The 22371-nt window shown below is 64.8% G+C and carries 27 protein-coding genes and 2 tRNA genes; 18 read left to right on the plus strand and 11 right to left on the minus strand.

Annotated features, from left to right (window positions below):
- Positions 1-3 precede the first annotated feature (3 nt).
- The 3 genes from LDZ26_RS05705 to LDZ26_RS05715 all read right to left on the minus strand — a co-directional run bounded on the left by LDZ26_RS05705 (position 4) and on the right by LDZ26_RS05715 (position 2678).
- Positions 4-1239, minus strand: a complete 1236-nt coding sequence (locus LDZ26_RS05705) for a tetratricopeptide repeat protein (protein ID WP_244848551.1) — start codon at positions 1237-1239, stop codon at positions 4-6.
- 123 nt (positions 1240-1362) lie between these two features.
- Entirely contained in the window at positions 1363-2043 is a 681-nt protein-coding gene (locus LDZ26_RS05710; protein ID WP_244848552.1) for a PspA/IM30 family protein, read from the minus strand.
- Positions 2044-2267: 224 nt separating this feature from the next.
- Positions 2268-2678, minus strand: coding sequence for a hypothetical protein (locus tag LDZ26_RS05715; protein WP_244848553.1), 411 nt, complete (start codon positions 2676-2678; stop codon positions 2268-2270).
- A 552-nt stretch (positions 2679-3230) separates the two neighbouring features.
- Between LDZ26_RS05715 and LDZ26_RS05720 the strand changes: the two genes are divergently transcribed.
- Positions 3231-5792, plus strand: coding sequence for a penicillin-binding protein 1A (locus tag LDZ26_RS05720; RefSeq protein ID WP_244848554.1), 2562 nt, complete (start codon positions 3231-3233; stop codon positions 5790-5792).
- 64 nt (positions 5793-5856) lie between these two features.
- Here LDZ26_RS05720 and LDZ26_RS05725 read toward each other — a convergent pair whose 3' ends face one another.
- The 3 genes from LDZ26_RS05725 to LDZ26_RS05735 form a co-directional block, all read right to left on the minus strand.
- Positions 5857-6306, minus strand: a complete 450-nt coding sequence (locus tag LDZ26_RS05725) for a copper chaperone PCu(A)C (protein WP_244848555.1) — start codon at positions 6304-6306, stop codon at positions 5857-5859.
- A gap of 7 nt (positions 6307-6313) precedes the next feature.
- Positions 6314-6676 (minus strand): copper resistance protein CopC, encoded by a 363-nt coding sequence (locus tag LDZ26_RS05730; protein WP_244848556.1) that lies wholly within the window; start codon positions 6674-6676, stop codon positions 6314-6316.
- A gap of 84 nt (positions 6677-6760) precedes the next feature.
- Positions 6761-7126, minus strand: a complete 366-nt coding sequence (locus LDZ26_RS05735; RefSeq protein ID WP_244848557.1) for a DUF2946 domain-containing protein — start codon at positions 7124-7126, stop codon at positions 6761-6763.
- 230 nt (positions 7127-7356) lie between these two features.
- Between LDZ26_RS05735 and LDZ26_RS05740 the strand changes: the two genes are divergently transcribed.
- Positions 7357-7433, plus strand: a tRNA-Met gene (locus LDZ26_RS05740).
- 177 nt (positions 7434-7610) lie between these two features.
- On the plus strand, positions 7611-8108 hold the full coding sequence (locus LDZ26_RS05745) for a heme-degrading domain-containing protein (RefSeq protein ID WP_244848558.1): 498 nt from the start codon (positions 7611-7613) through the stop codon (positions 8106-8108).
- A 37-nt stretch (positions 8109-8145) separates the two neighbouring features.
- Here LDZ26_RS05745 and LDZ26_RS05750 read toward each other — a convergent pair whose 3' ends face one another.
- Positions 8146-8463, minus strand: coding sequence for a hypothetical protein (locus LDZ26_RS05750; RefSeq protein WP_370650667.1), 318 nt, complete (start codon positions 8461-8463; stop codon positions 8146-8148).
- Positions 8464-8791: 328 nt separating this feature from the next.
- Between LDZ26_RS05750 and LDZ26_RS05755 the strand changes: the two genes are divergently transcribed.
- The 6 genes from LDZ26_RS05755 to LDZ26_RS05780 all read left to right on the plus strand — a co-directional run bounded on the left by LDZ26_RS05755 (position 8792) and on the right by LDZ26_RS05780 (position 12134).
- Positions 8792-9064: a hypothetical protein gene (locus LDZ26_RS05755; RefSeq protein WP_244848560.1), complete on the plus strand. Its 273-nt coding sequence runs from the start codon at positions 8792-8794 to the stop codon at positions 9062-9064.
- On the plus strand, positions 9064-9423 hold the full coding sequence (locus tag LDZ26_RS05760) for a hypothetical protein (protein WP_244848989.1): 360 nt from the start codon (positions 9064-9066) through the stop codon (positions 9421-9423). The genes LDZ26_RS05755 and LDZ26_RS05760 overlap by 1 nt, the downstream gene beginning before the upstream one ends.
- A gap of 177 nt (positions 9424-9600) precedes the next feature.
- On the plus strand, positions 9601-9888 hold the full coding sequence (locus LDZ26_RS05765; RefSeq protein ID WP_244848561.1) for a DUF1488 domain-containing protein: 288 nt from the start codon (positions 9601-9603) through the stop codon (positions 9886-9888).
- 199 nt (positions 9889-10087) lie between these two features.
- Positions 10088-10276 (plus strand): hypothetical protein, encoded by a 189-nt coding sequence (locus LDZ26_RS05770; RefSeq protein WP_244848562.1) that lies wholly within the window; start codon positions 10088-10090, stop codon positions 10274-10276.
- Positions 10277-10349: 73 nt separating this feature from the next.
- On the plus strand, positions 10350-10982 hold the full coding sequence (locus tag LDZ26_RS05775) for a TetR/AcrR family transcriptional regulator (protein ID WP_244848563.1): 633 nt from the start codon (positions 10350-10352) through the stop codon (positions 10980-10982).
- 39 nt (positions 10983-11021) lie between these two features.
- The gene (locus tag LDZ26_RS05780) at positions 11022-12134 is read left to right on the plus strand and encodes an enoyl-CoA hydratase/isomerase family protein (RefSeq protein WP_244848564.1); all 1113 of its coding nucleotides are present in this window, start codon (positions 11022-11024) and stop codon (positions 12132-12134) included.
- Between the two features lie 33 nt (positions 12135-12167).
- Here the strand turns inward: LDZ26_RS05780 and LDZ26_RS05785 are convergent, their stop codons facing one another.
- On the minus strand, positions 12168-12593 hold the full coding sequence (locus tag LDZ26_RS05785; protein WP_175940213.1) for a hypothetical protein: 426 nt from the start codon (positions 12591-12593) through the stop codon (positions 12168-12170).
- A 102-nt stretch (positions 12594-12695) separates the two neighbouring features.
- A complete protein-coding gene (locus LDZ26_RS05790; RefSeq protein WP_244848565.1) occupies positions 12696-12938 on the minus strand; it encodes a hypothetical protein in 243 nt (80 codons plus the stop codon).
- 143 nt (positions 12939-13081) lie between these two features.
- Between LDZ26_RS05790 and dusA the strand changes: the two genes are divergently transcribed.
- From dusA to LDZ26_RS05820, 6 genes are all read left to right on the plus strand, one after another.
- Positions 13082-14086 carry a tRNA dihydrouridine(20/20a) synthase DusA gene (dusA, locus tag LDZ26_RS05795; protein ID WP_244848566.1) on the plus strand — a complete coding sequence of 335 codons (1005 nt, stop codon included), beginning with the start codon at positions 13082-13084 and terminating at the stop codon, positions 14084-14086.
- A 127-nt stretch (positions 14087-14213) separates the two neighbouring features.
- Positions 14214-14289, plus strand: a tRNA-His gene (locus tag LDZ26_RS05800).
- Positions 14290-14426: 137 nt separating this feature from the next.
- Positions 14427-14729 carry a hypothetical protein gene (locus LDZ26_RS05805; protein WP_159836054.1) on the plus strand — a complete coding sequence of 101 codons (303 nt, stop codon included), beginning with the start codon at positions 14427-14429 and terminating at the stop codon, positions 14727-14729.
- A gap of 21 nt (positions 14730-14750) precedes the next feature.
- Positions 14751-15140: a DUF5594 family protein gene (locus LDZ26_RS05810; RefSeq protein ID WP_255774907.1), complete on the plus strand. Its 390-nt coding sequence runs from the start codon at positions 14751-14753 to the stop codon at positions 15138-15140.
- A 45-nt stretch (positions 15141-15185) separates the two neighbouring features.
- Entirely contained in the window at positions 15186-15389 is a 204-nt protein-coding gene (locus LDZ26_RS05815; protein ID WP_244848568.1) for a hypothetical protein, read from the plus strand.
- Between the two features lie 28 nt (positions 15390-15417).
- The gene (locus LDZ26_RS05820; protein ID WP_244848569.1) at positions 15418-15777 is read left to right on the plus strand and encodes a hypothetical protein; all 360 of its coding nucleotides are present in this window, start codon (positions 15418-15420) and stop codon (positions 15775-15777) included.
- A gap of 14 nt (positions 15778-15791) precedes the next feature.
- Here LDZ26_RS05820 and LDZ26_RS05825 read toward each other — a convergent pair whose 3' ends face one another.
- Together LDZ26_RS05825 and LDZ26_RS05830 are read right to left on the minus strand one after the other, a co-directional pair.
- Complete coding sequence (locus LDZ26_RS05825) at positions 15792-15989, minus strand: hypothetical protein (RefSeq protein WP_244848570.1); 198 nt, start codon at positions 15987-15989, stop codon at positions 15792-15794.
- A 250-nt stretch (positions 15990-16239) separates the two neighbouring features.
- A complete protein-coding gene (locus LDZ26_RS05830; protein ID WP_244848571.1) occupies positions 16240-17688 on the minus strand; it encodes an MFS transporter in 1449 nt (482 codons plus the stop codon).
- A gap of 202 nt (positions 17689-17890) precedes the next feature.
- On the opposite strand from LDZ26_RS05830, the gene LDZ26_RS05835 reads away from it, so the two are divergent.
- From LDZ26_RS05835 to gnd, 3 genes are all read left to right on the plus strand, one after another.
- On the plus strand, positions 17891-18943 hold the full coding sequence (locus tag LDZ26_RS05835; RefSeq protein WP_244848572.1) for an NADP(H)-dependent aldo-keto reductase: 1053 nt from the start codon (positions 17891-17893) through the stop codon (positions 18941-18943).
- Between the two features lie 350 nt (positions 18944-19293).
- Positions 19294-21384: a transketolase gene (tkt, locus tag LDZ26_RS05840; protein ID WP_244848573.1), complete on the plus strand. Its 2091-nt coding sequence runs from the start codon at positions 19294-19296 to the stop codon at positions 21382-21384.
- Positions 21369-22370, plus strand: coding sequence for a phosphogluconate dehydrogenase (NAD(+)-dependent, decarboxylating) (gnd, locus tag LDZ26_RS05845; RefSeq protein ID WP_244848990.1), 1002 nt, complete (start codon positions 21369-21371; stop codon positions 22368-22370). The genes tkt and gnd overlap by 16 nt, the downstream gene beginning before the upstream one ends.
- The last annotated feature ends 1 nt before the right edge of the window (position 22371 follow it).

Here is a 22371-nt window from a genome sequence, read left to right on the forward strand (position 1 = left end):
GCTTTAGGTGTCGCGCCAGTTGTCGTCGTTGCTGCCGAGATCGAGACCGCCTCCGCCGCCGCTGCCGCCGCCGTCATCCCAGTCGTTCGATCCGTTGCCGAAGTCCAGGCCGCCGCCGTTGTTATTGCCGAAGTCCAGCCCGCCATTGTCGTTGCCGGCGTCGCGGCGTTCGACCGGCACTTCGCGCTCGATCACGCGGTCGCGTCCGTGCGACATGGCTTCGCCGAGCAGCACGCCGGTCAACAGGCCGCCCATGCCGCCACCGAACCCGCCGCCGCCTTGCTGGATGATGACGGGCGGCTGCTGCCCTTGCGGCGGATACGGTCCCTGCTGCGGATACGGCGCCTGCGGACCGTATGGCTGCTGGCCGCGCCCGAAGCGGTCGGCTTCCTGCGCGAACGGCGACTGGCCTTGCGCACCGGCATTCGCCGCATTCGCCGCATTTGGATCCGGCCGGCCTTCGGCGCGCGCCTTCAGGCTCGCCACCTGGTTCTCGAGATCCTCGATGGCGTACGGCGGCACCGGATTCTTCGCGTTTGAGAGCGACTCCACCATCTCGCGCAACTGCGTTTCCGCGCTTTCGACGTCGCGCAGAAGCGCCTCATGACCGGGCGCGGTCGAGAGCCTCACGTCGAGCTTCAGCGTGCGCACGTCGTTGAGCAACTCGGTCGCGCGTTTGAGCTGCGCGCGGCGGTCGTCCTGGCTGCGGCCGTCGTCGCGGGCGCGGGCGCGTCGCAGGCCCCAGCGCAGCACCAGCGCAATCGCCGCGATCAGTACCGCGAGGCCGATCCACATGCTCATCGACGGGCCATGCTTCTGCGGCGCGGCGGCTTGCGCCGGGTTGAACGGATTCAGCGCGACCGATCCGTTGGACGCACGATTAGTCGTCGCATTGGCGCGGTTGGCGTCGTTGCGGATGCGCGCCTCGGTGGACGCGAAGCGCGACGGGTCCGTGAAGCTCAGCGACGGATCGAGCGTCTTCGCCTGCTGCAAGTGCGAAAGCGCGTCGCTCGCGCGGCCTTCGCGGTCCAGCACCTGCGCGTAGAGATAATGCGCGTGCGCGTTCTTCGGATGCGCGCCGAGCACTTCGCTCAACTGCGCGTCGGCTTTCTGCCAGTCGCCCTGCGTCATCGATTGCTCGACCTGCTGCGCGGTCGGCACGGCGGCCAATGCGAGCGGCGAAGCGACCGACAGCGCGAGGGACATCGATAAGGCGAGAGCCGTCAAAGTCTTTTTCATGTGCGGGCCGGGCGTTGTGACGCCCGTCTCCATTCGAAGCTGCGATCGGTGATTGCCGAGACATCGCAAGGCGGATACCCGAAAGCGCAAGAGTCCGCGAAGCGGCGGCGGCAGCCACCGTGGTTACTGCGCCGGCGTATTCAACTGCTTTTTCAGCGCTTCCAGACGGTCTTCCACCGAAGGACCGCGATTGAGCGCAGCCAGCTTGTCGTCGAGCGCCTTGCCGGACTTCTGGTCCGCCGAATTCAGGCGCGCGTCGGAGCGGGCGTTCGCGAGCTGGACCTTGTCCTCCAGCTTCTGAAAATCTTCCGACAGATTTTTTCCGCCGATGCCGCCGAGCGCCGTCGCGGCGGTGTCCTTCGCCTGCGCGATCTGCTGCTTCGCCTGGAGGATGTTCGAGCGCGCGTTGAGATCGTTGCGGCGCTGGCGCATGTCGGCGATCTGCTGCTTCAGGTGATCGACCGAAGGCACGAGCGTTTGCAGTTCGGCGGCGAGCGCGTCGCGCTCCGTTTCCGCGTTGGCTTGTGCCGCGAGCGCCTCGCGTGAGAGACCTTCGTCGCCGCTTTGCAGCGCGCGCTTGGCGCCGTCTTCGTACTTCCTCGCCTTCTCGGCGGCGGCGTCGCGCTTGCTCTGCTGCGTGGCGACCTGCGCCTCGATCTCGATCAGCGAGTTCTCCGCCTTCGCGATGCTGTCGTCCAGTTCGCGCACGATCTGGCGGGCGTCGCGCGAGGGATCCTGCATGGTGTCGGCGGCATCGTTCAGCAGACCTTTGACGGTGCGCGAGATGGAATCGAAAAGCGACATGTATGTATCTCCTGGATGAAAACCACGGACCACTAGACCGCGGCTGGCGCGCCGCGCATCGAATCTGAGGCGCCGCGCCTGGAATGCAAGCGCGAGCAAGCCGCATTCACGCGCGGGTTTACCCGTTCATTAGAGCACGTCGCGACTTAATATGGACTTAAGCAAGGTGAAGGAATGTAACGGCTACGCAGACGCGCGCCGTGAAGAGAGAACTGTGGACGAGCCTAACCGCCGAGCCGTTCGTCGCCGGTCAGCGAGGCGTCTTCGCCGGCGCTGTCGGTGTCGTCGCGGCTCACGGGAACGCTTGCCGTCGCCACCGTCGATGCAGCCGCCGCCGCAGCCTGCGTTCGCGCGATCTTGGCCGCGCCCGCGGCGGCTTCGCGCGCCTCGCGGGCCGCTGCCTTCGCTGCCACGCTGCGCAGCGCGACATCGAGCGGATCGGGGGCTTTCGGCGCGCGCAGACGGTCGACGATGCCCGCCACCTTGATCTGCTCGCTCGTCGCGTTGAAGTTGAGCACCGCCCGCCGCATGAGTTCGCTCACGCTGATGCCGAGGTCGTCCGCGGTCTTGCTGATGGCGAGCTTCTGCGCGGGGGTCACGAATACAACGATGCGTTCGGTAGGCTTGGTCGTCATGAGCGGCTCGCAGACAGTAAGGCGATTGCAAACATCGCATGCGCGGTCCCGATCCCGGGATCGCTCACTTCGTTACCGCAGGTCGTTCGCCGGCGAAAAGCCCCGGCTATACATGTATCCATCATATCGGTTCGCGAGGCGGCTGTGCGTGCTCGCGGTCGCCTATCGTCGCCGGAATGCGCGCCGTGGCTCAGCGTATGAGCGTGCACGAAAAAGCGCGCCCGATCAACGGCTTAACGATTTTCTCATAGGGTTGTCCACAAGGCTCTCAACACTTTCTGTGGGTAAGCGCACGTTGTCGTTGGCCCGCTTCTTCGAGTCGCCCGACGTCATTTGCTTACAAAAAATGCCTGCGCATTCTGTAGCGGTCCGTCCGAATTCTTTAAAATGTGCCGTTACTCCTCGGTCGGACCGGCTCACGCATTCGCTCGCCGGTCGTTGCCGCGCTTGCGTTCTTCCTCGCGCGCTTTGTCCGCCGCCTGATCCGCTTCTTTCGACCCGCGCAGTGCGCGCCACCAAGCGCGCTATAAAGCGCGCCGAACCATCCCAGTCATGCCTATCATCAAACGCCCCGACTCTTCGAATTCATCGCGACACGATCGCGAGCCGCGCTGGAACGACTCACGCAACGACTCGGGGGCAGGCCGCGACGGCGGCGGTAGGGGTGGCAACGGCCGCAATGGTCGCAACGGTCGAAACGGTCGAAACGGCCGCAATGACCGGGACGGGCGCGATGGCGGCCGCTCGGTATTCGGGCGCATCGCGCTGTGGTTCGCGGGTCTCGCTGCAGTGGCGGCGGTGGTCGGCGCGCTCATCGTGGGCTATGCGCTCGTCGTGATGGAGCCGAACCTGCCGTCGCTCAATGCGCTCATCGACTATCGGCCGAAGGTGCCGCTGCGCGTCTACACGGCCGATCACGTGCTGATCGGCGAATTCGGCGAAGAGCGGCGCAGCCTCGTGCGCTTTCAGGACATCCCGGACCAGATGAAAAAAGCGGTCCTCGCGATCGAAGACTATCGCTTCTACGATCACGGCGGCGTCGATTTCATCGGCATCCTGCGCGCGGGCGTGACCGACCTGATGCACGGCGGCGCATCGCAGGGCGCGAGCACGATCACCATGCAGGTCGCGCGCAACTTCTTTCTGTCCAGCGAGAAGACATACACGCGCAAGGTCTACGAGATGCTGCTCGCGTACAAGATCGAGCGCGCGCTCACGAAGGACCAGATTCTCGAGCTGTACATGAACCAGATCTATCTGGGCGAGCGCGCGTATGGCTTTTCGGCCGCCGCGCGCGTGTACTTCGGCAAGGACCTCAAGGACATCACGCTCGCCGAAGCCGCGATGCTCGCGGGTCTGCCCAAGGCGCCGTCCGCGTATAACCCGGTCGTGAATCCGAAGCGCGCGAAGGTGCGCCAGCAGTACATCTTGAAGCGCATGCTGGACCTCAACTTCATCACGCGCGCGCAGTACGATCAGGCCGTCGCCGAGGAAATCCACACGAAGTCGGCGGGCACCGAGTACGGCGTGCATGCGGAATACGTCGCGGAAATGGTGCGGCAGATGATGTACGCGCAGTACAAGGAAGAGACCTACACGCGCGGCCTCACGGTGACGACGACTATCGACTCGGCCGATCAGGACGCCGCTTACCGCGCCGTGCGCAAAGGCGTGATGGACTACGAGCGGCGTCACGGCTATCGCGGGCCGGAAGGCAACATCGCATTGCCGTCGGCGGCGGATGACCGCGCCGAAGCCATCGAAGACGCGCTCGTCGATCATCCGGACAATGGCGATCTCGTCGCGGCCGTGGTGACGGCGGCGAGCCCGAAGCAAGTGAGCGCGCAGTTCGTCGGCGGCGAGACGGCGACGATCGCAGGCGAAGGACTGCGCTTCGTGGCAGCGGCCTTGCGCAGCAATGCGTCGAAGGCGCTCGCCATTCGGCCAGGGTCGATCATCCGCCTGACGAAGGACGCCAAGGACAACTGGCAGGTCACGCAGTTGCCGCAGGTGGAAGGCGCGCTCGTCTCGATGGTGCCGCAAGATGGCGCGATCCGCGCGCTCGTGGGCGGCTTCGACTTCAACAAGAACAAGTTCAATCACGTCACGCAGGCGTGGCGTCAGCCGGGTTCGAGCTTCAAGCCGTTCATCTACTCGGCGGCGCTCGACAAGGGGCTCGGACCGGCGACCATCATCAACGACGCGCCGCTGTACTTCCCGGCGCCCGCGGGCGGCGAGCCGTGGGAGCCGAAGGACGACGATCAGCCCGACGGCCCGATGTCCATGCGCACCGGCTTGCAGAAGTCGAAGAACCTCGTGTCGATCCGCATCCTGTCGTATATCGGCACGGGCTACGCGCAGGACTTCGTCACGCAGAAGTTCGGCTTCGACAAGGACAAGACGCCGCCGTATCTGCCGCTCGCGCTGGGCGCCGGGCTCGTCACGCCGTTGCAACTGAGCGGCGCGTATTCGGTGTTCGCGAACGGCGGGTATCGCATCAATCCGTATCTGATCGCGCAGGTGGCGGATGCGCGCGGCACCGTGATTTCGCGCGCCGATCCACTGACCGCCGGCGCGAATGCGCCGCAGACGCTCGAACCGCGCAACGCGTACGTGATGAACAGCCTGCTGCACACGGTCGCGACGTCGGGTACGGGCTCGGGCACCAACGTGCTCAAGCGCAACGACTTGCAGGGCAAGACCGGCACGACCAACGAGGCGAAGGACGGCTGGTTCGCGGGCTATCAGCATCAGCTCGTCGCGGTGGCGTGGATGGGCTACGACCAGCCGAAGTCCCTCGGCACGAAGGAGTTCGGCGCACAGCTCGCGTTGCCGATCTGGGTCGAGTACATGGGACGCGCGCTGCGCGGCATTCCGCAACAGCAGATGGCCATGCCCGACGGCGTGACGACCGTCGACGGCGAACTGTTCTTCGCGGACCGCACGCCGGGCGCGGGCTTCGTCGCGAGCATCGGTCTCGACAATACGAACCCGATGGCGGGCGATTCGACGACCGCGGGCGGCGTCGGCCCGGCGGGCATGCAGGCGCCGCCGGTGCCGCAAGTCACCACCGACGAGCGCAAGCAGATCATGGACATGTTCAACCGGCCCTGATCGGCTTGCTTCAAGAAAAAACGCGCCGTGGCTGGCGCGTTTTTTTTTTGCGTTCGGCGGCGAGTTACTTGCCGACCGTCGCCGCGGATTTCACCGCGCACTCCACGTTGAGCGTGCTCTTGTCGGAGAAGGTGAGGGCGAGCGGAATCGTCGAGCCGACCTTGAGCGGCTTGGCGGGCTGTTCCATCATCAGGTGATAGCCCTTCGGCGCGAATTCCAGCGAGCCGTGCGCGGGCACCTCGACGGTAGCGACGGCCGCCATCGTTGCCGTGCCGCCCTTGTTCTCCGACTTGTGCATCATCGTCATGGCGAATGCGGGACTCGTCGCGGCGGTGAGCGTCGCGGGCGAATCGCCGTTATTCGACACGACGAAGTAGCCCGACGACGGCAGGGTCGGCGGCATCGCACGGACCCAGCAATCATGCGCTTCGAGCGTGGCCGCGTGCGCGGCGCTGGCGAAGACGGCGAACGACGCGCATGCGAGCGCGCCCGAGAGGAATGTGTTCTTGTTCAAAGCGGCCTCACTTGACCGTGAAGTTGTAGTGACTTTGCGTGCGATGACCGTCGGCTGCGACCGCGGTCCATTGCACCGTATAGACGCCCGGCGCGAGATCGCCGAGGGCGACGCTCATGTGCTTCTTGTCGTTCGCATCGACGGCCGACTTCGCGGTGTTGACTTGCGTGCCGTGTGCGTCGGTGACGAGGAGCGAACTGAAAGTCGGCTCGATGCGTTCACCGAACTCGATGGAGACTTCGTGCGGCGCGCTGACCGTCGCGCCGGGGCCGGGCTGCTGGAGCTTCGGCAGCGCGTGCGCGAGCGCCAGTTGTGTTGAAGCGGCCAGCGCGAACGCGAGCACGCTCCGCAATGCGGATTGAAACGTCATGGTGTGTCCTGTCGAAAACATGGTGTCGCGACGCGCCTTTCGCTTCGCATAGAAGCGGATCACGCGTGCGGAATAGCGGGCGATTCAGGCGAATACGGGAGGCGCGCGAGGCTGAGCGCTAGTGAAGCGTTTGAGATCTGACGCGCTGTCTCCGCTGGCTACCGAGAAAGCATCGCGCGAGAAGTTCGCGAACGCAGTCGCCTGAATGAAGCTCGGCGGCGCCGGCGCGTGTCCGACGAAGCCGCAATAGCCGCACGCGTCGAGCGCGCCGACGGCGCTGTGGCCGGCATGGTGCGCCGAGTGGATGTCATCAGGCGTATCGATGCGCGACGCGCATATCGATGCGAGCAGCGCTTCGAAAGGCTCGGCGTTCAGCGTCTGCGATACGACGGGCGCGAGCGAGAGAAGCAGCATCGCCCATACCGCCGCGATGCCGCCGATCTTTCTCATGATGCCGCGCCGCAAGGAATGCATGCCTGTTCCCGAGCCGATAACCGATAACCGCGATAACCGATGCCGCTGAACGGGCGATTATGCCATGCATGAAAGTGCGGCTTTACTGATGCGCCCGGTGCGGGACGAGTCGAATCGACGCAGCGCTCGGGCAGCTTATCAAGCATCAATCGTCATGGACCGTTGCTTTTCCATAAACGATGCCCTATAATCTTTTCTTCGACGGACGCGGGGTGGAGCAGTCTGGCAGCTCGTCGGGCTCATAACCCGAAGGTCGTAGGTTCAAATCCTACCCCCGCAACCACATTCAAGGGGTTACAGTGCTTCGGCCTGTAACCCCTTTCTGTTTTTCCGCCGGTTCATTTTCTCCGAGCGTCAGTATTCCTATCGAATGGCTCACCTTAGCGCTCCCCCTAGCGCGCGCCCGTGTCAAAATCCCGCATTCGACAACCGACACCACGCTAACGAAAAGGCGCCGCTCATGGACATTCCGCACGACCTGCAAACCATCGCGCATCAGGAAAACACGCTTGTCTTTCCGCAGTTTCACGCCGATCAGGCGTGGCAACTCGGCACGCAGTTGCGCGAGATGGCGCTGGCACGCGATGCTGCCGTGGTGATCGACGTGCGCACCTTCGGTCAACGGCTGTTTTTCGCCGCGCTCGATGGCACGAGCCCGGACAACGCGCGCTGGGCCGAGCGCAAATCGAAGACGGTCGAGCACTTTCGACGCAGCTCGTATGCCATCGGTCTCACGCTGCAACAGGCGGGCACCACGCTCGCCGACAAGTTCGGCCTCGATCCCGCGCAGTTCGCGTCGCACGGCGGCAGTTTCCCGATCCGCGTCGCGAGTGCGGGCGTCATCGGGTCAGTGACGGTGTCGGGCCTGCCGCAGCGTGGCGATCACCAGATGGTCGTCGAAGCGCTCTGCGCCGTGCTCGGCCACAGTTTCGCGGCACTGTCGCTGGACCATAGCTGAAGGCGCGGCCACGCGGGCGAAGGAGTCGCCGGCTGGCTCACTTGCACCGTACGATCATCGAACGGTTCTTCACGTTCGCCGAGATTACGTTGCTGATGCCGCCGCCGCTCGGCCCGCCTTCCTCGTTGTCCTTCGAGACGATGTCATAGCCGGTCGCGCCGCACGCCTTGCCCGCGAGCACATAGCAGCTCGCCCAGCTCGAGCCTGCGTCCGCGCCGCTGCAATTGACGGCATAGCCCGTCTGGCCATCCGGCAAATTGATCAGCGACGCTTCGTTCGACGACGCGCACGCGCCGAGGCTGGCGACCAGTACGATTGCCGCGCCAATGCTCGCCGCGCGCAATGCTTTCGGCATCGTGCTTGCGCACGCCGGGAGTCGGCGCATCGGCCGATCGTTTCGATTCATCTTTTCCTCGTTGTGTTCGGAGCCGCCGTATTTTGGGATGAGCATTGTCCCATAGGCCGCTTGCATGACGCCGAGCGCACGGGTGCCAAGCTGTGCGGGCGCAATGCTTGCGATGCGTGAATCGACGAACTCGCGGAACCGATCACCGCCGCTGAGTCGTGAACTATTTTCCGCGTCGCGCGCCTTATGACTACCGGGGCATCGGTGCGATTTGCCGTCCAACGCATGATGGAGCGCGACCGAACACACATCCCGGAATACATACGGAGGCAATGGAATGGTCGACAGAGTGACGGGCCCTTATCGAGGCTATTACATCAGCGCATCGGCGCGGCTCGTTCCGGCGCACGACTCGAAGCCCGGTGACGCCGGCACGGCGATTTATGTAGGGTCCGTGAGTCTCGCGCAGAACGGCCCCGACGAGCCGCGTCACTTCGAGGCGCTGGTCGATCTCGGTCCCGAGCAGCGCTTCGCCACGGAAGACGACGCGCTCGCAAGCGTCGAGAAGGCGGCGCGCGATTACATCGACCGACTGCTGCAACCGACGTGATGCGCCCGATCCATCTTCGCCATGCGGTGCTCTACGATATCGCGAACTGCCTCGTCGACCTGTTTCCGATCGGCGCGGACATCATCGAGATCGGCGGCGGAGCCGATGCGGCGCCCGCGCTATTCGTGAGCTGGCGCACGGGCGGGGTGGCGAATCATGCGGGGAATATCGGCTGGGGCGTGCATTACCGCTTCGACGCACGGGTGCTGCGCGACTATCCGCCTTTGTCGGATGAAGCGCGGCAGCGCGTCTGCGAGCGTGTGCGCGAGATGACGCGTTCGCTCGATTTCAACTACACAGACCCGCTCGCGAGTTCACTGCTCGTCGTGGACGTGAACGAGGACGTGCTCGATCCCTGAGGTGCCCGCGCGCCGCGCCGCTGGACCCCGCGGCGCGAGCGCGAGTACCATAGACCGCGAATCGATTCACGCGCACGCCAGCGAAGCGGTGCCCGCGTACCGAACCCAATGCGTCAACCTCACCGCGTGCGGGTGCGAGCACCACCTGCCGTCCGCCGCCCGATCCACGAGAGTCTCATGAACATTCGTTTTCTTTCCGACGCGCCCGATTATCGCGATTCCAATCTCACGATCGAATTCGCCGCGCTCGTCGATGGCCGACGCGTGCCATGCGCGATTTCCGTCGAAGCGCTCGAAGATCACTTCGGCGCGAAGACTTTCGACAGCGCCGGCTGGATCGATGCCTTCGATGCAGGCCGCGCCCGCATCGAAGCCGTGGCGCGCGAACATCTGCAGGTCACCCAGGGCATGCCGGTGCTGCTGAGAAGCGGCCACTTTCCGCCGGGGCGCGTGATCGTCGAATAGCGGCAGCGCGTGTACGGCGTGAAGCGTCTGATCGACCGTCCAGCCCGCGCCAAAGGGCTGCGTGCGCTTTCCCGCAGCGCAGCAACAGAGTAAGATCCTGCCATTGTGCCGCTTGCGATGCGATTCGCACGGCATGTCGCTTGCTCACGAGCGTTCGCAATTGGTTGAGCAGCCATTATAAAAATCGCGCGGGGTCGTCATGTTTCATTCCTTTCTTCACGCGCTCGTCGAGTCCAATGCAGTGTGGCTCATCTGGGCGGCTGTCGGTGTCCTGATTCTGGGATTTTGCATCGTGTTTTCGTCGGTCGTGCTCGGCGAGTCCGAGGAGCCGCTGTATCGCGCGGCATCCGGATCTCGGCGCGACGACGACGGTCAGATGATCGTCTGACCCTCTCCGGTCCTCGAGTTCGCCAGTTCGCGACTCGTCTTCGAAAGCGACATCCAAACGGGCGGAGCCGGCCATGCCTCGTATGAGTGTCGACGACGCGCGCACGCGCCAGTCACGACATAACAAGAAGCAGCAGCGCGACGCGCTGCGTGAGCGCATACTCGAAGTCTCGCGCGGCATTGTGAAACGGGAAGGGCTCGCGTCCCTCTCGATGCGCAAGCTCGCGGAAGCGATCGATTACTCGCCTGCCGCGCTGTATCTGCACTTTCGGAATCGCGGCGAGATCGAGCGGGCGTTGCGCGAAGAAGGTCACGCGCAACTGCGCGCGGCGTTCGCGCCGTACGCGAGCATCGCGGATGCCGCTGCGCGCCTGAAAGCGTTAGGCCGCGCCTATGTGCAGTTCGGACTCAGCGAGCCGGAAACCTACCGCCTGATGTTCATGGACCATGTGTCTGCCAACGGCGCGAACGTCCCGGACGACAGCGCCGCCATGCTTTTGCTGATAGCGGACGCATTCCTTGAACTGCAGGCAGGGAACCGGCTTGCAAGGCTGCCGTACGGCACGGCTGCGGCTGCCTGCGCGCAGGCTTTCTGGGCGAACCTGCATGGCATCACCGCGCTACAATTGAACGGCGCGGCAAGCGCCGACGTCGCGGCGAGAGAACTCGTCGAGTTGTCGCTCGATGCGTGGCTCGCCGCCTGCTGAGTGAAGTGACCGTACGAACCGTTTCGACTTCTCGACACGATGACCACCGAAGACATTCGTATTGACACCGCTAACGGCATCGGCTTCATTGCGCTCGATCGCCCGAAAGCGTTGAACGCGCTGACGCCCTCGATGCTGCACGCCATCGGCGAGGCATTGCGCGCGTGGCGTCACGATCAGGCGATTCGCGCCGTAATCGTCTACAGCCCGCACGTGCGCGCGTTCTGCGCCGGCGGCGACATCCGTTTTCTCTATGAAGCCGCGAAGGCCGGCGACCGCGATTCCATCGACGCCTTCTTTACCGAAGAGTACAAGCTCAATCACGCCATTTTCACGTTCCCGAAGCCGTATATCGCCGTCGTGAACGGCGTCGTGATGGGCGGCGGGATGGGCATTTCGCAGGGCGCGCATCATACGGGCGGACTGCGCATCGTCACGCAATCCACGAAAATGGCCATGCCGGAAACGCGCATCGGTCTCTTTCCGGATGTCGGCGTGAGCTGGTTTCTCGCCCGCGCGCCCGGCGCGATCGGCCGTTATCTCGCCGCCACCGGCGCGAGCATCGGCCCGGCGGACGCGCTCTATGCCCGCCTGGCCGACGCGTATCTCGACGACGGCGCGCTGCCCGGCCTGATCGAATCGCTGCGTCATCAGCGTTTCCTGGATGGCGTCGCGATTGTGCGCTTCGTCGAGAACGAGACCACGAAGTACAAGGTCTCGCCGATTCCGGATACCAGCGCGCTCGCCGAGGCACGCACGCTCATCGACAAGCACTTCGCGGCCGGCAACGGCGCGGCCATTCTCGCTTCGCTGGAGCGGGACGCGGAAGCGTCCGGCAACGAATGGCTGCGCGCGACGGCGGCCGCATTGCGCGAGCGTTCGCCGCTGTCCGTGGATGTGTCGCTTCAGCAAGTCGACCGCGCGCGCTTCTCGACGATGGCCGAAACGCTGCGCCGCGATCTCGATCTCACGCGCTCGGTCTTCGAGCGGGGCGACGTGCTGGAAGGCATCCGGGCGCGCATCGTCGACAAGGACAACCAGCCGCAATGGAAAGTGGCGCGCGCTGAAGACGTGCGGCCCGATGACGTCGAGCGCATGTTCGACAGCGCCTGGACGCCGGCGACGCATCCGCTGCGCTCATTGAAGGACTAACGGAAGCGGCTGCTTCGCCGCTTGTGCTTGCTTTCAGGCGGTCTCGCTGCCCGCCATGAAAGCGCGCATGAACACCAGCGCGCCCCAGCCCCAGATCGCGTTTGCAATGAAGCCCGGCGCGAGGCGCGGCAGCATGTTGCCGCTCGGCCAGATGCCGCGCGCCGGATCGATCACGAACGCGCTGACCGCCGTCAGCACGATGCCGCCGAACACGAGCGCGCCGATCCACGGCGCGCGGTGTTCGGGCGCGACGCGCAACAGCCACGCCATCAACACGCCGAACACGGCGCTCCACAACGCATTGGCGATGAATTCGGGAATGCCGAGCGGCAGGAACGGCGCGGTCGAAAAGCCGGCGGCGTCGATCATTCCGGCTGCGTGCAGCAGCGCGAGCGTCGATTCGCGAAAGAAGAGTGCGGCAAGAAAACCGGAGACGAACGGCAGAATGAGTTTTTGCATTGGCTTACCCGCTGGCAGGCGAGAACGCGGTTCGCGCGAAAATCGGGACGAGCGCCATTATAGGGGCGATAGGGGCGCGCGCCCGCCAGCCGGAGCCGATGCCTACTTCGCGATGGCGTCGCTCGCGGGACTGTGATGCAGCATGCGGTCGCTGTTGGGCGGCGGGGCGGGGCGCTTGACCGGCATGTTGTCGGGATTGTCGGGGCGCGCGGCGCTCGTTGCCGGCGAGCCGGGCGCGCTGGGCGGCTTGACCATGGACGCGCCTTCGTCCGGTCGCGCGGTTTGCGCCTGTGCGGCGAACGCCGCGCACAGCAGCGCAGCGGCCGCGATCGATATGCTTTTCATGTCAGTCTCCGCGAGGCGCGACGCACGCGGGCGTCGCATGTTCGGTGTGACAGCCGGCGCGGCGAAAGATTCGGGATGCGCGCCGGGAACCGCCCATTGCGCGCTGCGGTAAAATTGCGGATTAGCCGAACCAGACGTCTGCCATGTCCGCCGCTTCGAAAAACAGCCCCCGCCGTGTGTCCGTCGCCCCGATGATGGACTGGACGGATCGCCATTGCCGCTCGCTGCATCGGATGGTGTCGCATCACGCGTGGCTTTACACCGAAATGGTGACGACCGGCGCGCTGCTTTACGGCGATGTCGCGCGTCATCTCGCGTTCACGCCGGCGGAAGCGCCCGTCGCGCTGCAATTGGGCGGCAGCGAACCGGCCGATCTCGCGAAGAGCGCGAAACTCGGCGAGCAATGGGGCTACGACGAGATCAACCTGAACTGCGGCTGCCCGTCGGAGCGCGTGCAGCGGGGCGCGTTCGGCGCATGCCTGATGAAAGAGCCGGATCTCGTCGCGGACTGCGTGAAGGCGATGCGCGATGCGGTGTCGATTCCGGTGACGGTCAAACATCGCATTGGCGTCGATGCGGTCGAGGACTACGCGTTCGTGCGCGATTTCGTCGGCACGGTGGCGCAGGCGGGCTGCGAAGTGTTCATCGTCCATGCGCGCAATGCGATCCTGAAGGGCCTGAGCCCGAAGGAGAACCGCGAGATTCCGCCGCTCAAGTACGACTACGCGTACCGGTTGAAGCGCGACTTCCCGCATCTCGAGATTTCGATCAACGGCGGCATCACGACGCTCGACCAAGTGGAGGAGCACCTGAAGCATGTCGATGGCGTCATGCTCGGGCGCGAGGCCTACCACAACCCTTATGTGCTGGCGGGTGTCGATTCGCGGTTCTACGGCGCGACGACGCCGGTGCCGACGCGCGAGGAAATCGAAGCTCAACTGATCGACTATGCGCGCGCCGAACTTGCGCGCGGCACGTATCTCGGCGCGGTGACACGCCATGCGCTGGGCCTGTATCGCGGCGTCGCAGGCGCGCGGGGATGGCGGCGCACGCTGTCGGACAGCCGCCGGCTTGCGAAGGGCGATCTGAGCATCTTCGACGAGGCGCGCACCTACTTGCGCGAAGCGGCGGAAGCGGTGGAGTCCTGACCGCACGCATCGATCGTAAAAGAATGCTCAAGAGCACTAGGCAAGCAGAAACTTTGTTCGTATAATCTCGCTTCTCGATTGGCAGGCAATCTTGCCAATACGAGACGTAGCAAATTAGTTGTCAGCGGTGGCTGTAGCTCAGTTGGTAGAGTCCAGGATTGTGATTCCTGTCGTCGTGGGTTCGAGTCCCATCAGCCACCCCAAAGAATTCATACGAAAAGCCCGGTCATCGCGACCGGGCTTTTTGCTTTTCCACCACTAAACACAGCACACGCACTGCGCGCCCACCGTGCTAGCATCAACGCACCACCACCCCGAACGAACGACCACGGAGACAGCTATGGCTACTTTGGCGATCGACGGCGTGCGTTGGGTCAACGACCGCGTGACCAATGTGCGCTGGGGCAGCTTCGATTCCGCCACGAACGACTGGGCGGCGCCGACCACCATCGTGGACGTCCATCAAGTCGTGGACGCCATCAAAAGCGGCAAGGAAGTCCGCACGCTCTTCAGGCTCGGCGGGCGAACGTTTCTCGGACCCAAAGTCACCGCATTGCCGTACTCGAACGGCCACGTGGGCATCGAGGCGCGCGTGCAGGAAGGGCAGATCGAGAAATCGCTCGAAGACTTGCCGCCCGTCTGAATCAGTTCCAAGGGGTAGGCGTTGAATCGCGAACAGGCGCACAGGTTCGAAACCGAAATCATGCCGCGCATCGCCGAGGGCGTGGCCCGCGTGGTCGATCAGAAATTGCGCGTCGAAGTCGTGCCCGGCGGCAATCCGCGCGAGCCGGCGCGGCTGCGCGTGAGCGCGCCGCCGTCGGATCGTGGCGCGCGCACGCGGCGTTATCCGTTCGACATGAACGTCTTCCTGACGTGGGACGACGAAGAGATCGAGCGATTGCTGCGTCCCGGCGGCGAAGCGCGTTTGCAGCGTTATCTCGACGCGCTCGGCGACAAGCTGCGCGCATGGCAGGACGCCCGCGAAGTGGATGTGCCGACGCGCTCGCAGGCGGAGCCGTCGGTGCTGCTTGGCGGACTGGACTTCGAGGCGTGAGCGCCGCGCCTTGTCAGAAGCATCCGGACCAACGTGGAGGATCAGATGACATCGTCGAATGAAGGCAAGCTGCGTGCATTCGTGCAGACGGCGGAACAGGGCGGCGGATTCGTGTGGGTCATCACGCTCGTGGATTTCGCGGCGGGCGAGGTCAAGCGCGCGTTGGTGTCCGAAGACAACTTCGCCACGGCCGACGCCGCGCGCGATGCCGGCAACGATCGCCTGAAGGCGATGTCAAGCGACCGCTAGGCGCTTCTTAAGCGGCGCGCGAGCGGATATGGCCGAGCATCAAAAAGAAAACGCGGACGAAACGCGAGAGGCGCGTTTTCGTAGCTACGAAGCAGCCGGCGAAGCGTCGATACGCGCGGAACTCGACGCGGCGCAGTCCGCTGACCCCGAAGCGGCGCATAAGCGCGCATGGCTGCACGCGAAGGACACCGCGCGCCAGGACGAGCAGTTCCGGGCGATGTTCGCGTCGGTGTCGTCGGCCAACGACGCTGCGCAACTTGCTCGCGAATCCGCGGAGGCATCGCGCCGGTCGGCGTTCTGGACGATGATCGCGGCGCTGGCGGCGACCGCCGGCGTGATCGTCAATGCGGCGATTGCGCTCGGGTGGCTGGATTCACTGAGACGCTAGCGCTTCTTCGAAGCCTAGATCGTCCACCACGCGCGGACGGTCGGCTCGCCGTCGAGGGCGCGCAGGAAGTCGTCCGCGAAGGCGTCGCTGACGGTTTGCCATTCGGGCGTGCCGGTCGGCAGGTCGTCCGGATTCTTCAGCCCGCGCGCATGGCGGATCACGGCGACGGCTTCGCTCAGAGCGGCGAGGGATTCGAGACTTTGCAGGTTCATACGCGCGTTTACGGCGCCAGCACGCAAACCTTTAACCTGGTCCGATCTATCTGGAACTGTTGGCAGTCTTGAAAGCGTCCCAAACCTTCCGAGCCTTTGGTACGTGGGGGCCTTTCTAGAGCTTCGAACCAGCAGCCGCTCTGAACGTCTGAACCGTTCGGAGTCTTGTAAGCGTCCCCGCCCGGGCGAGCCTTGCAGGACACCAACGCTTCCAGTTCTGCAAGGCTCGAACTCCGCGCCTCTGACGCGCCTAACGCTCCGTAGCCTTCCCTTTGACATGCCCCGAAACCAGCGCCCCTGCATCCTTGGGCAGACGCCACAGATCGATCACGCCCAGCGCTCCGATCAACGCCACGATCAAAAACGCCACGCCGAAGTCTTCCGGACCGATGGAATGCGCGTCATGCCCGTGCAGCCACTCGCCGATGCGCAGCGCGATCGCGCCGGCCGCGACGCCCACGCCCATCGACATTTGAAACAGCGTGCTGGATAGCGCCGAGGCGCCGCTCATCTGCGTCTTCGGCACGTCGGCGAAACTGAGCGTATTGAGCGCGGTGAATTGCAGCGAGCGCGACAGGCCGCTCACGAACAGCACGACGACGATGACGAGCGTGGGCGTCGAAGGCGCGAGCAGGCTCATCGCGGCAAGGGAAAGCGCGGCGATGAGCCCGTTGACCACCAGCACCGGCCTGAAGCCGAAGCGCCGCATCACGGGCGTGGTGACGAGTTTCATCGCGAGATTGCCGGCGAAGACGGAGAGCGTGAGCAGTCCCGACATGAACGCGTTCATGCCGAAGCCCACCTGAAACATGAGCGGCAACAGGAACGGCGCGGCGCTGATCGCGATTCGAAAGAGCGACCCGCCGCCCATCGCCACGGCAAAGGTGTGCACCTTGAGCGCCGACAGATCGACCACCGGCTGTTTCGTCCGAAGCAGATATCGCCACGACGCCATGCCCGCCGCGATACCCACAGCGACGAGCACGCCAATCATGCTCCACGACGCGTCGTTGCGGCCGATCAGTTCCATCGCGTAGAGCAGCGTCGTGCAGGCGATGCCGCACAGCACGAAGCCCGCGAAATCGAAGCGGCGGTTCGCGTCTTCGCGCACGTTGTCGATATGGCGCAGCGTCAGCAGCAAGCCGATCAGACCGAGCGGCACGTTCAGATAGAAGATCCAGCGCCACGACGAATACGTCGTGATGAAGCCGCCGAGCGGCGGTCCGATGACCGGCGCGACGAGACCCGGCCAGGTGATGATGGCGATCGCGCGCATCAGTCCGTCCTTCGGCGTGGCGCGCAGCACGGCCAGGCGGCCGACCGGCACCATCATCGCGCCGCCGATGCCTTGCAGCACGCGCGCCGCGGTGAACGCCGGCAACGTCGACGTCGCGCCGCACAGCACGGAGGCCGCCGTGAACACCGCGATCGCACTGCCGAACACCGTGCGCAGCCCGAAGCGGTCGGCCGCCCAGCCGCTGATCGGAATGAAGACGGCGAGCGTCAGAAGATACGCGGTGATGCCGAGGCTCATGTCGGCCGGATGCACGCCGAACGAGTGCGCCATCTGCGGCATGGCGGTCGCGATGATCGTGCCGTCCAGATTCTCCATGAAGAAAGTCGCGGCGACGAGGGAAACGATCAGCGACGAACCGGGCTTCGCGTCGTCGGACTGGCTGGGCGTCGTGGAGGATGACATCGGCTGCGTGGTTTGTCGTTGGAAGACGTTATCGGTAAGCCACATCAAGCGAACTGCAAGCTCCGGAACCCGTTTCGCTGCATCGCCAAGCCTTGCATTCTATCGGCGGAGCAGACCTCGCGCGCCTATGGTAGCTTCTGCGGTTGTCGGCAATGCCGCCGTGGAACCGCGCCAGCAGGCGTCAACAAAAAGGAACTGAGCGATGAAGTATCGGAAACTGGGCGATTCGGGCGTCGACGTGAGCCTCATCGGGCTCGGCACCATGACCTGGGGCGAGCAGAACACCGAGAGCGAGGCGCACGAGCAAATCGACTATGCGCTTGCGCAAGGCGTGAACCTGATCGACGCCGCCGAAATGTACCCGGTCCCGCCGCGCCCCGAAACGCAGGGCCGCACCGAGGAATACATCGGCACGTGGCTCGCGAAGAACGCGGGCAAACGCGGCGATATCGTGCTCGCGACCAAGATCGCCGGGCCCGCGCGCCAGCCGCACAACCCGCGTCACATTCGCGGCGCGGGCAACCAGTTCGACCGCAAGAACATCAACGAGGCGATCGACAGCAGCCTCAAGCGCCTGCAGACGGATTACGTCGACCTGTATCAGCTGCACTGGCCGGACCGCAGCACGATGACCTTCGGCCGTTCGGCGTATCCGTACATCGACGACGAATACACGGTGCCGATCGAGGAAACGCTCGCCGCGCTCGGCGATCTCGTCAAGGCAGGAAAGATTCGCTATGTCGGCGTGTCGAACGAAACGCCGTGGGGCGTGTCGCAATTCCTGCGCGCAGCGGAGAAGGCCGGGCTGCCGCGCATCGTCAGCATTCAGAATCCGTACAGCCTCGTGAATCGTACCTACGAACTGGGCTTGTCCGAATTCACGCACAAGGAAGGCATCGGTCTGCTCGCGTACTCGCCGCTCGCGTTCGGCTGGCTCTCGGGCAAGTACGAGGGCGGAGCGCGTCCGGCGGGCGCGCGCATCACGCTCTTTGAGCGCTTCCAGCGTTACAGCAAGCCGCAAGCGGTCGCCGCGACGTCGTCTTACGTCGAACTGGCGAAGCGCCACGGTCTGAGCCCGACGCAGCTCGCGCTCGCGTTCGTCAACACGCGGCCTTTCACGACGAGTACGCTCATCGGCGCGACGTCGATGGCGCAGTTGAAGGAAAATATCGCGAGCGTGGACATTGAACTGTCCGATGACATTCTGGCCGAGATCGAGGCGCTGCACGAGCGCCAGCCGAATCCCGCGCCGTGATTCATGGCCATGAGTCGCGCCATGACTCATAGCCATGATTCGGGCCGCCGCGCCGCGAATGTGTCAGCATTGATGTTCAAGCGCTTTCGCGGCTCAGAAGCCGCATGCACTATCCGGGCGATGCGCCTTCGTTGCATCGCGTCGCCCGGCTGAAACACCGAACGCGCATTCGAACACCGCGCGTTCGCGTCCTGCCGAAAGCCGCCGCGCCAGCATGAAACGGCTGCGCGCGGCCGCTCACACCCGGGCGCGGTGCCTGTAGCAAGGCACTGCGCTTGCTCGATGGTCCTGGTTGCCGCTGAGGCGCCCGTCGTGCCTCAGCGCGCTCTTCGCGAAAGGAGTCGTCGCTCATGTCTCAAGCAACGCCGCAGTCCCAAGATCTGGATCGCCTCACGATCGACACGATCCGCACGCTGTCGATGGACGCCGTGCAAAAGGCCAATTCCGGCCACCCCGGCACGCCGATGGCGCTCGCCCCCGTCGCGTTCCATCTCTGGCAATACCATCTGCGCTACGACCCCGACGCGCCGCTCTGGCCGAACCGCGACCGCTTCGTGCTGTCGGTCGGGCACGCGTCGATGCTGCTGTATTCGCTGCTGCACCTCGCGGGCGTCAAGGAAGTGGACGAAAGCGGCAAGCCGACCGGCAAGCCGGCCGTGTCGCTCGACGATATCAAGCAGTTCCGCCAGCTCGACAGCAAGACGCCCGGCCACCCTGAATTTCGCATGACCACCGGCGTCGAGACCACGACCGGGCCCCTCGGCCAGGGCTTGGGCAACAGCGTCGGCATGGCGATGGCCGCGCGCTGGAAGGAAGCGCACTTCAACAAGTCGGGCGCGCCGCTCTTCGATTACCGCGTCTACGCGCTATGCGGCGACGGCGACATGATGGAAGGCATCTCGCACGAGGCCGCATCGATCGCCGGGCATCTGAAGCTGTCCAACCTCATCTGGATCTACGACAGCAACCGCGTCACGATCGAAGGCCACACCGACCTCGCATACAGCGACGACGTGGAATCGCGCTTTCGCGGCTACAACTGGAACACGCTGCACGTCGACGACGCCAACGACGCCAACGCGCTCGAAGCCGCGCTCAAGGAAGCCAAGGCGTCGACCGACAAGCCGACGCTGATCGTCGTGAAGAGCATCATCGGCTGGGGCGCGCCGAACAAGCAGGACACGGCGGCGGCGCACGGCGAGGCGCTCGGCGACGAGGAAATCAAGCTCGCGAAGAAGTTCTACGGCTGGCCGGAAGACGCGCAGTTCCTCGTGCCCGACGGCGTCATGCAGCACTTCGCCGAAGGCATGGGCGCGCGCGGCAAGGCGGCGCATGCCGAGTGGAAGCAGCGCTTCGACGATTACGAGAAGCAGGACCCGGATCTGGCGAAACAGCTCTGGCAGATGCTCGAATCCAAGCTGCCCGACGACTGGGACGCCGACATCCCCACGTTCGAGGCGGACGCGAAGGGCATGGCGACGCGCGAATCGTCGGGCAAGGTGCTCAACGCCATCGCGAAGCGCATTCCGTGGATGATCGGCGGCGCGGCGGACCTCGCGCCATCGACCAAGACGAATCTCAAGTTCGAAGGCGCAGGCAGTTTCGAGCATGACAACTACGCCGGGCGCAATCTGCACTTCGGCATTCGCGAGCACGGCATGGGCTCGGTCGCCAACGGGCTCGCGCTCTCGAACATGCGGCCGTTCGCGTCCACGTTCCTGATTTTCAGCGACTACATGAAGCCGCCCATCCGCCTCTCCGCGATCATGGAAGTGCCGGTGATCTACGTGTTCACGCACGATTCCATCGGCGTGGGCGAGGACGGTCCGACGCATCAGCCGATCGAGCAGCTGGCTTCGCTGCGCGGCGTGCCGGGACTCTGCACGCTGCGTCCGGCCGATGCAAACGAAGTGAGCGAGGCGTGGCGCGTGGCGCTGTCGTTCTCGAAGGAGCCGTCGTGCATCGTCGTCACGCGCCAGCCGCTGCCGACGTTCGACCGCACCAAGTTCGGATCGGCTGAAGGCGTGCGGCGCGGAGCCTACGTGCTCGCGGATGCCGAAGGCGGCAAGAAGCCGGAAGTGCTGCTGCTCGCGACCGGCAGCGAAGTCTCGCTGTGCGTCGAGGCATGGGAGAAGCTCACGAGCGAGGGAATCGCGGCGCGCGTCGTGTCCATGCCGTCGTGGGACATCTTCGAAAAGCAGGACGACGAATACAAGGACTCGGTGCTGCCGCCCGATGTGCATGCGCGCGTGGCCGTCGAACAGGCCGCGACGCTCGGCTGGGACCGCTACGTGGGGCGCTTCGGCGCGACCATCGTGATGCACACGTTCGGCGCGTCGGCGCCGCTGAAGGCGCTGAAGACGAAGTTCGGCTTCACGCTCGAAGGCGTCTACGAAGCGGCGAAGAAGCAGATCGAGCGCGTCAAATCGGCCGGGGAGTGATCGACATGCAGATCGGCATCGTAGGGCTAGGGCGCATGGGCGGCAACATCGGCCGCCGCCTGATGCGCGACGGACACGAATGCGTCGTGTACGACCACAATCCGCAAGCCACCGACGCGCTCGCGAGCGAAGGCGCGACCGGCGCGAAGGATCTGGGCGAACTCGTGGCGAAGCTCGCCGCGCCGCGCGTCATCTGGCTGATGCTGCCTGCCGGCAAGATCACCGAAGACACGCTTTCGGATCTGCACAAAATCCTGCAAGCGGACGATGTGGTGATCGACGGCGGCAACAGCTTCTACAAGGACGACATTCGCCGCGCCGCGCAGTTCAGGGAGCAGGGCGTGCATTATGTCGATGTCGGCACCTCGGGCGGCATCTGGGGACTGGAGCGCGGCTACTGCATGATGATCGGCGGCGACGAGGCCGTCGTGAGCCGGCTCGATCCGATCTTCGCGACGCTCGCGCCGGGACGCGGCGACATTCCCGCGACGCCGGGCCGCGAAGGACGCGATCCGCGCGTCGAGAACGGCTACATGTATTGCGGGCCGGTCGGGTCGGGGCATTTCGTGAAGATGGTGCACAACGGCATCGAGTACGGGTTGATGCAGGCGTATGCGGAAGGCTTCCACATTCTGAAGCACAAGGAATCGACGGACCTTCCGGAGAACGAGCGCTATTCGCTCGACCTCGCGGATATCGCGGAAGTGTGGCGGCGCGGCAGCGTCGTGTCGTCGTGGCTGCTGGATCTGACGGCGGGCGCGCTCGCGAGCGACGGCGGGCTCGAACACTTCTCGACCATCGTGGCGGACAGCGGCGAAGGGCGCTGGACGATCGAGGCGGCCATCGAGGAAGCCGTGCCCGCGCAAGTGCTCTCGGCGGCGCTGTACACGCGCTTCCGCTCGCGCGACGCCGATCTGTTCCCCGAGCGGATGCTATCCGCAATGCGCTTCGGCTTCGGCGGCCACAAGGAGTTTCCGGCGAAGTGAC

The sequence above is a fragment of the Caballeronia sp. SL2Y3 genome, assembly GCF_022879575.1.
GTDB lineage: Bacteria > Pseudomonadota > Gammaproteobacteria > Burkholderiales > Burkholderiaceae > Caballeronia.

Excerpts from the sequence above, each read along its gene's own strand:
- LDZ26_RS05705 (WP_244848551.1), bottom strand. The coding sequence starts at position 1,239 with ATGAAAAAGACTTTGACGGCTCTCGCCTTATCGATGTCCCTCGCGCTG.
- LDZ26_RS05710 (WP_244848552.1), bottom strand. The coding sequence starts at position 2,043 with ATGTCGCTTTTCGATTCCATCTCGCGCACCGTCAAAGGTCTGCTGAAC.
- LDZ26_RS05715 (WP_244848553.1), bottom strand. The coding sequence starts at position 2,678 with ATGACGACCAAGCCTACCGAACGCATCGTTGTATTCGTGACCCCCGCG.
- LDZ26_RS05720 (WP_244848554.1), top strand. The coding sequence starts at position 3,231 with ATGCCTATCATCAAACGCCCCGACTCTTCGAATTCATCGCGACACGAT.
- LDZ26_RS05730 (WP_244848556.1), bottom strand. The coding sequence starts at position 6,676 with ATGACGTTTCAATCCGCATTGCGGAGCGTGCTCGCGTTCGCGCTGGCC.
- LDZ26_RS05735 (WP_244848557.1), bottom strand. The coding sequence starts at position 7,126 with ATGAGAAAGATCGGCGGCATCGCGGCGGTATGGGCGATGCTGCTTCTC.
- LDZ26_RS05745 (WP_244848558.1), top strand. The coding sequence starts at position 7,611 with ATGGACATTCCGCACGACCTGCAAACCATCGCGCATCAGGAAAACACG.
- LDZ26_RS05750 (WP_370650667.1), bottom strand. The coding sequence starts at position 8,463 with ATGCCGAAAGCATTGCGCGCGGCGAGCATTGGCGCGGCAATCGTACTG.
- LDZ26_RS05755 (WP_244848560.1), top strand. The coding sequence starts at position 8,792 with ATGGTCGACAGAGTGACGGGCCCTTATCGAGGCTATTACATCAGCGCA.
- LDZ26_RS05760 (WP_244848989.1), top strand. The coding sequence starts at position 9,064 with ATGCGCCCGATCCATCTTCGCCATGCGGTGCTCTACGATATCGCGAAC.
- LDZ26_RS05765 (WP_244848561.1), top strand. The coding sequence starts at position 9,601 with ATGAACATTCGTTTTCTTTCCGACGCGCCCGATTATCGCGATTCCAAT.
- LDZ26_RS05770 (WP_244848562.1), top strand. The coding sequence starts at position 10,088 with ATGTTTCATTCCTTTCTTCACGCGCTCGTCGAGTCCAATGCAGTGTGG.
- LDZ26_RS05775 (WP_244848563.1), top strand. The coding sequence starts at position 10,350 with ATGCCTCGTATGAGTGTCGACGACGCGCGCACGCGCCAGTCACGACAT.
- LDZ26_RS05780 (WP_244848564.1), top strand. The coding sequence starts at position 11,022 with ATGACCACCGAAGACATTCGTATTGACACCGCTAACGGCATCGGCTTC.
- LDZ26_RS05785 (WP_175940213.1), bottom strand. The coding sequence starts at position 12,593 with ATGCAAAAACTCATTCTGCCGTTCGTCTCCGGTTTTCTTGCCGCACTC.
- LDZ26_RS05790 (WP_244848565.1), bottom strand. The coding sequence starts at position 12,938 with ATGAAAAGCATATCGATCGCGGCCGCTGCGCTGCTGTGCGCGGCGTTC.
- dusA (WP_244848566.1), top strand. The coding sequence starts at position 13,082 with ATGTCCGCCGCTTCGAAAAACAGCCCCCGCCGTGTGTCCGTCGCCCCG.
- LDZ26_RS05805 (WP_159836054.1), top strand. The coding sequence starts at position 14,427 with ATGGCTACTTTGGCGATCGACGGCGTGCGTTGGGTCAACGACCGCGTG.
- LDZ26_RS05815 (WP_244848568.1), top strand. The coding sequence starts at position 15,186 with ATGACATCGTCGAATGAAGGCAAGCTGCGTGCATTCGTGCAGACGGCG.
- LDZ26_RS05820 (WP_244848569.1), top strand. The coding sequence starts at position 15,418 with ATGGCCGAGCATCAAAAAGAAAACGCGGACGAAACGCGAGAGGCGCGT.
- LDZ26_RS05825 (WP_244848570.1), bottom strand. The coding sequence starts at position 15,989 with ATGAACCTGCAAAGTCTCGAATCCCTCGCCGCTCTGAGCGAAGCCGTC.
- LDZ26_RS05830 (WP_244848571.1), bottom strand. The coding sequence starts at position 17,688 with ATGTCATCCTCCACGACGCCCAGCCAGTCCGACGACGCGAAGCCCGGT.
- LDZ26_RS05835 (WP_244848572.1), top strand. The coding sequence starts at position 17,891 with ATGAAGTATCGGAAACTGGGCGATTCGGGCGTCGACGTGAGCCTCATC.
- tkt (WP_244848573.1), top strand. The coding sequence starts at position 19,294 with ATGTCTCAAGCAACGCCGCAGTCCCAAGATCTGGATCGCCTCACGATC.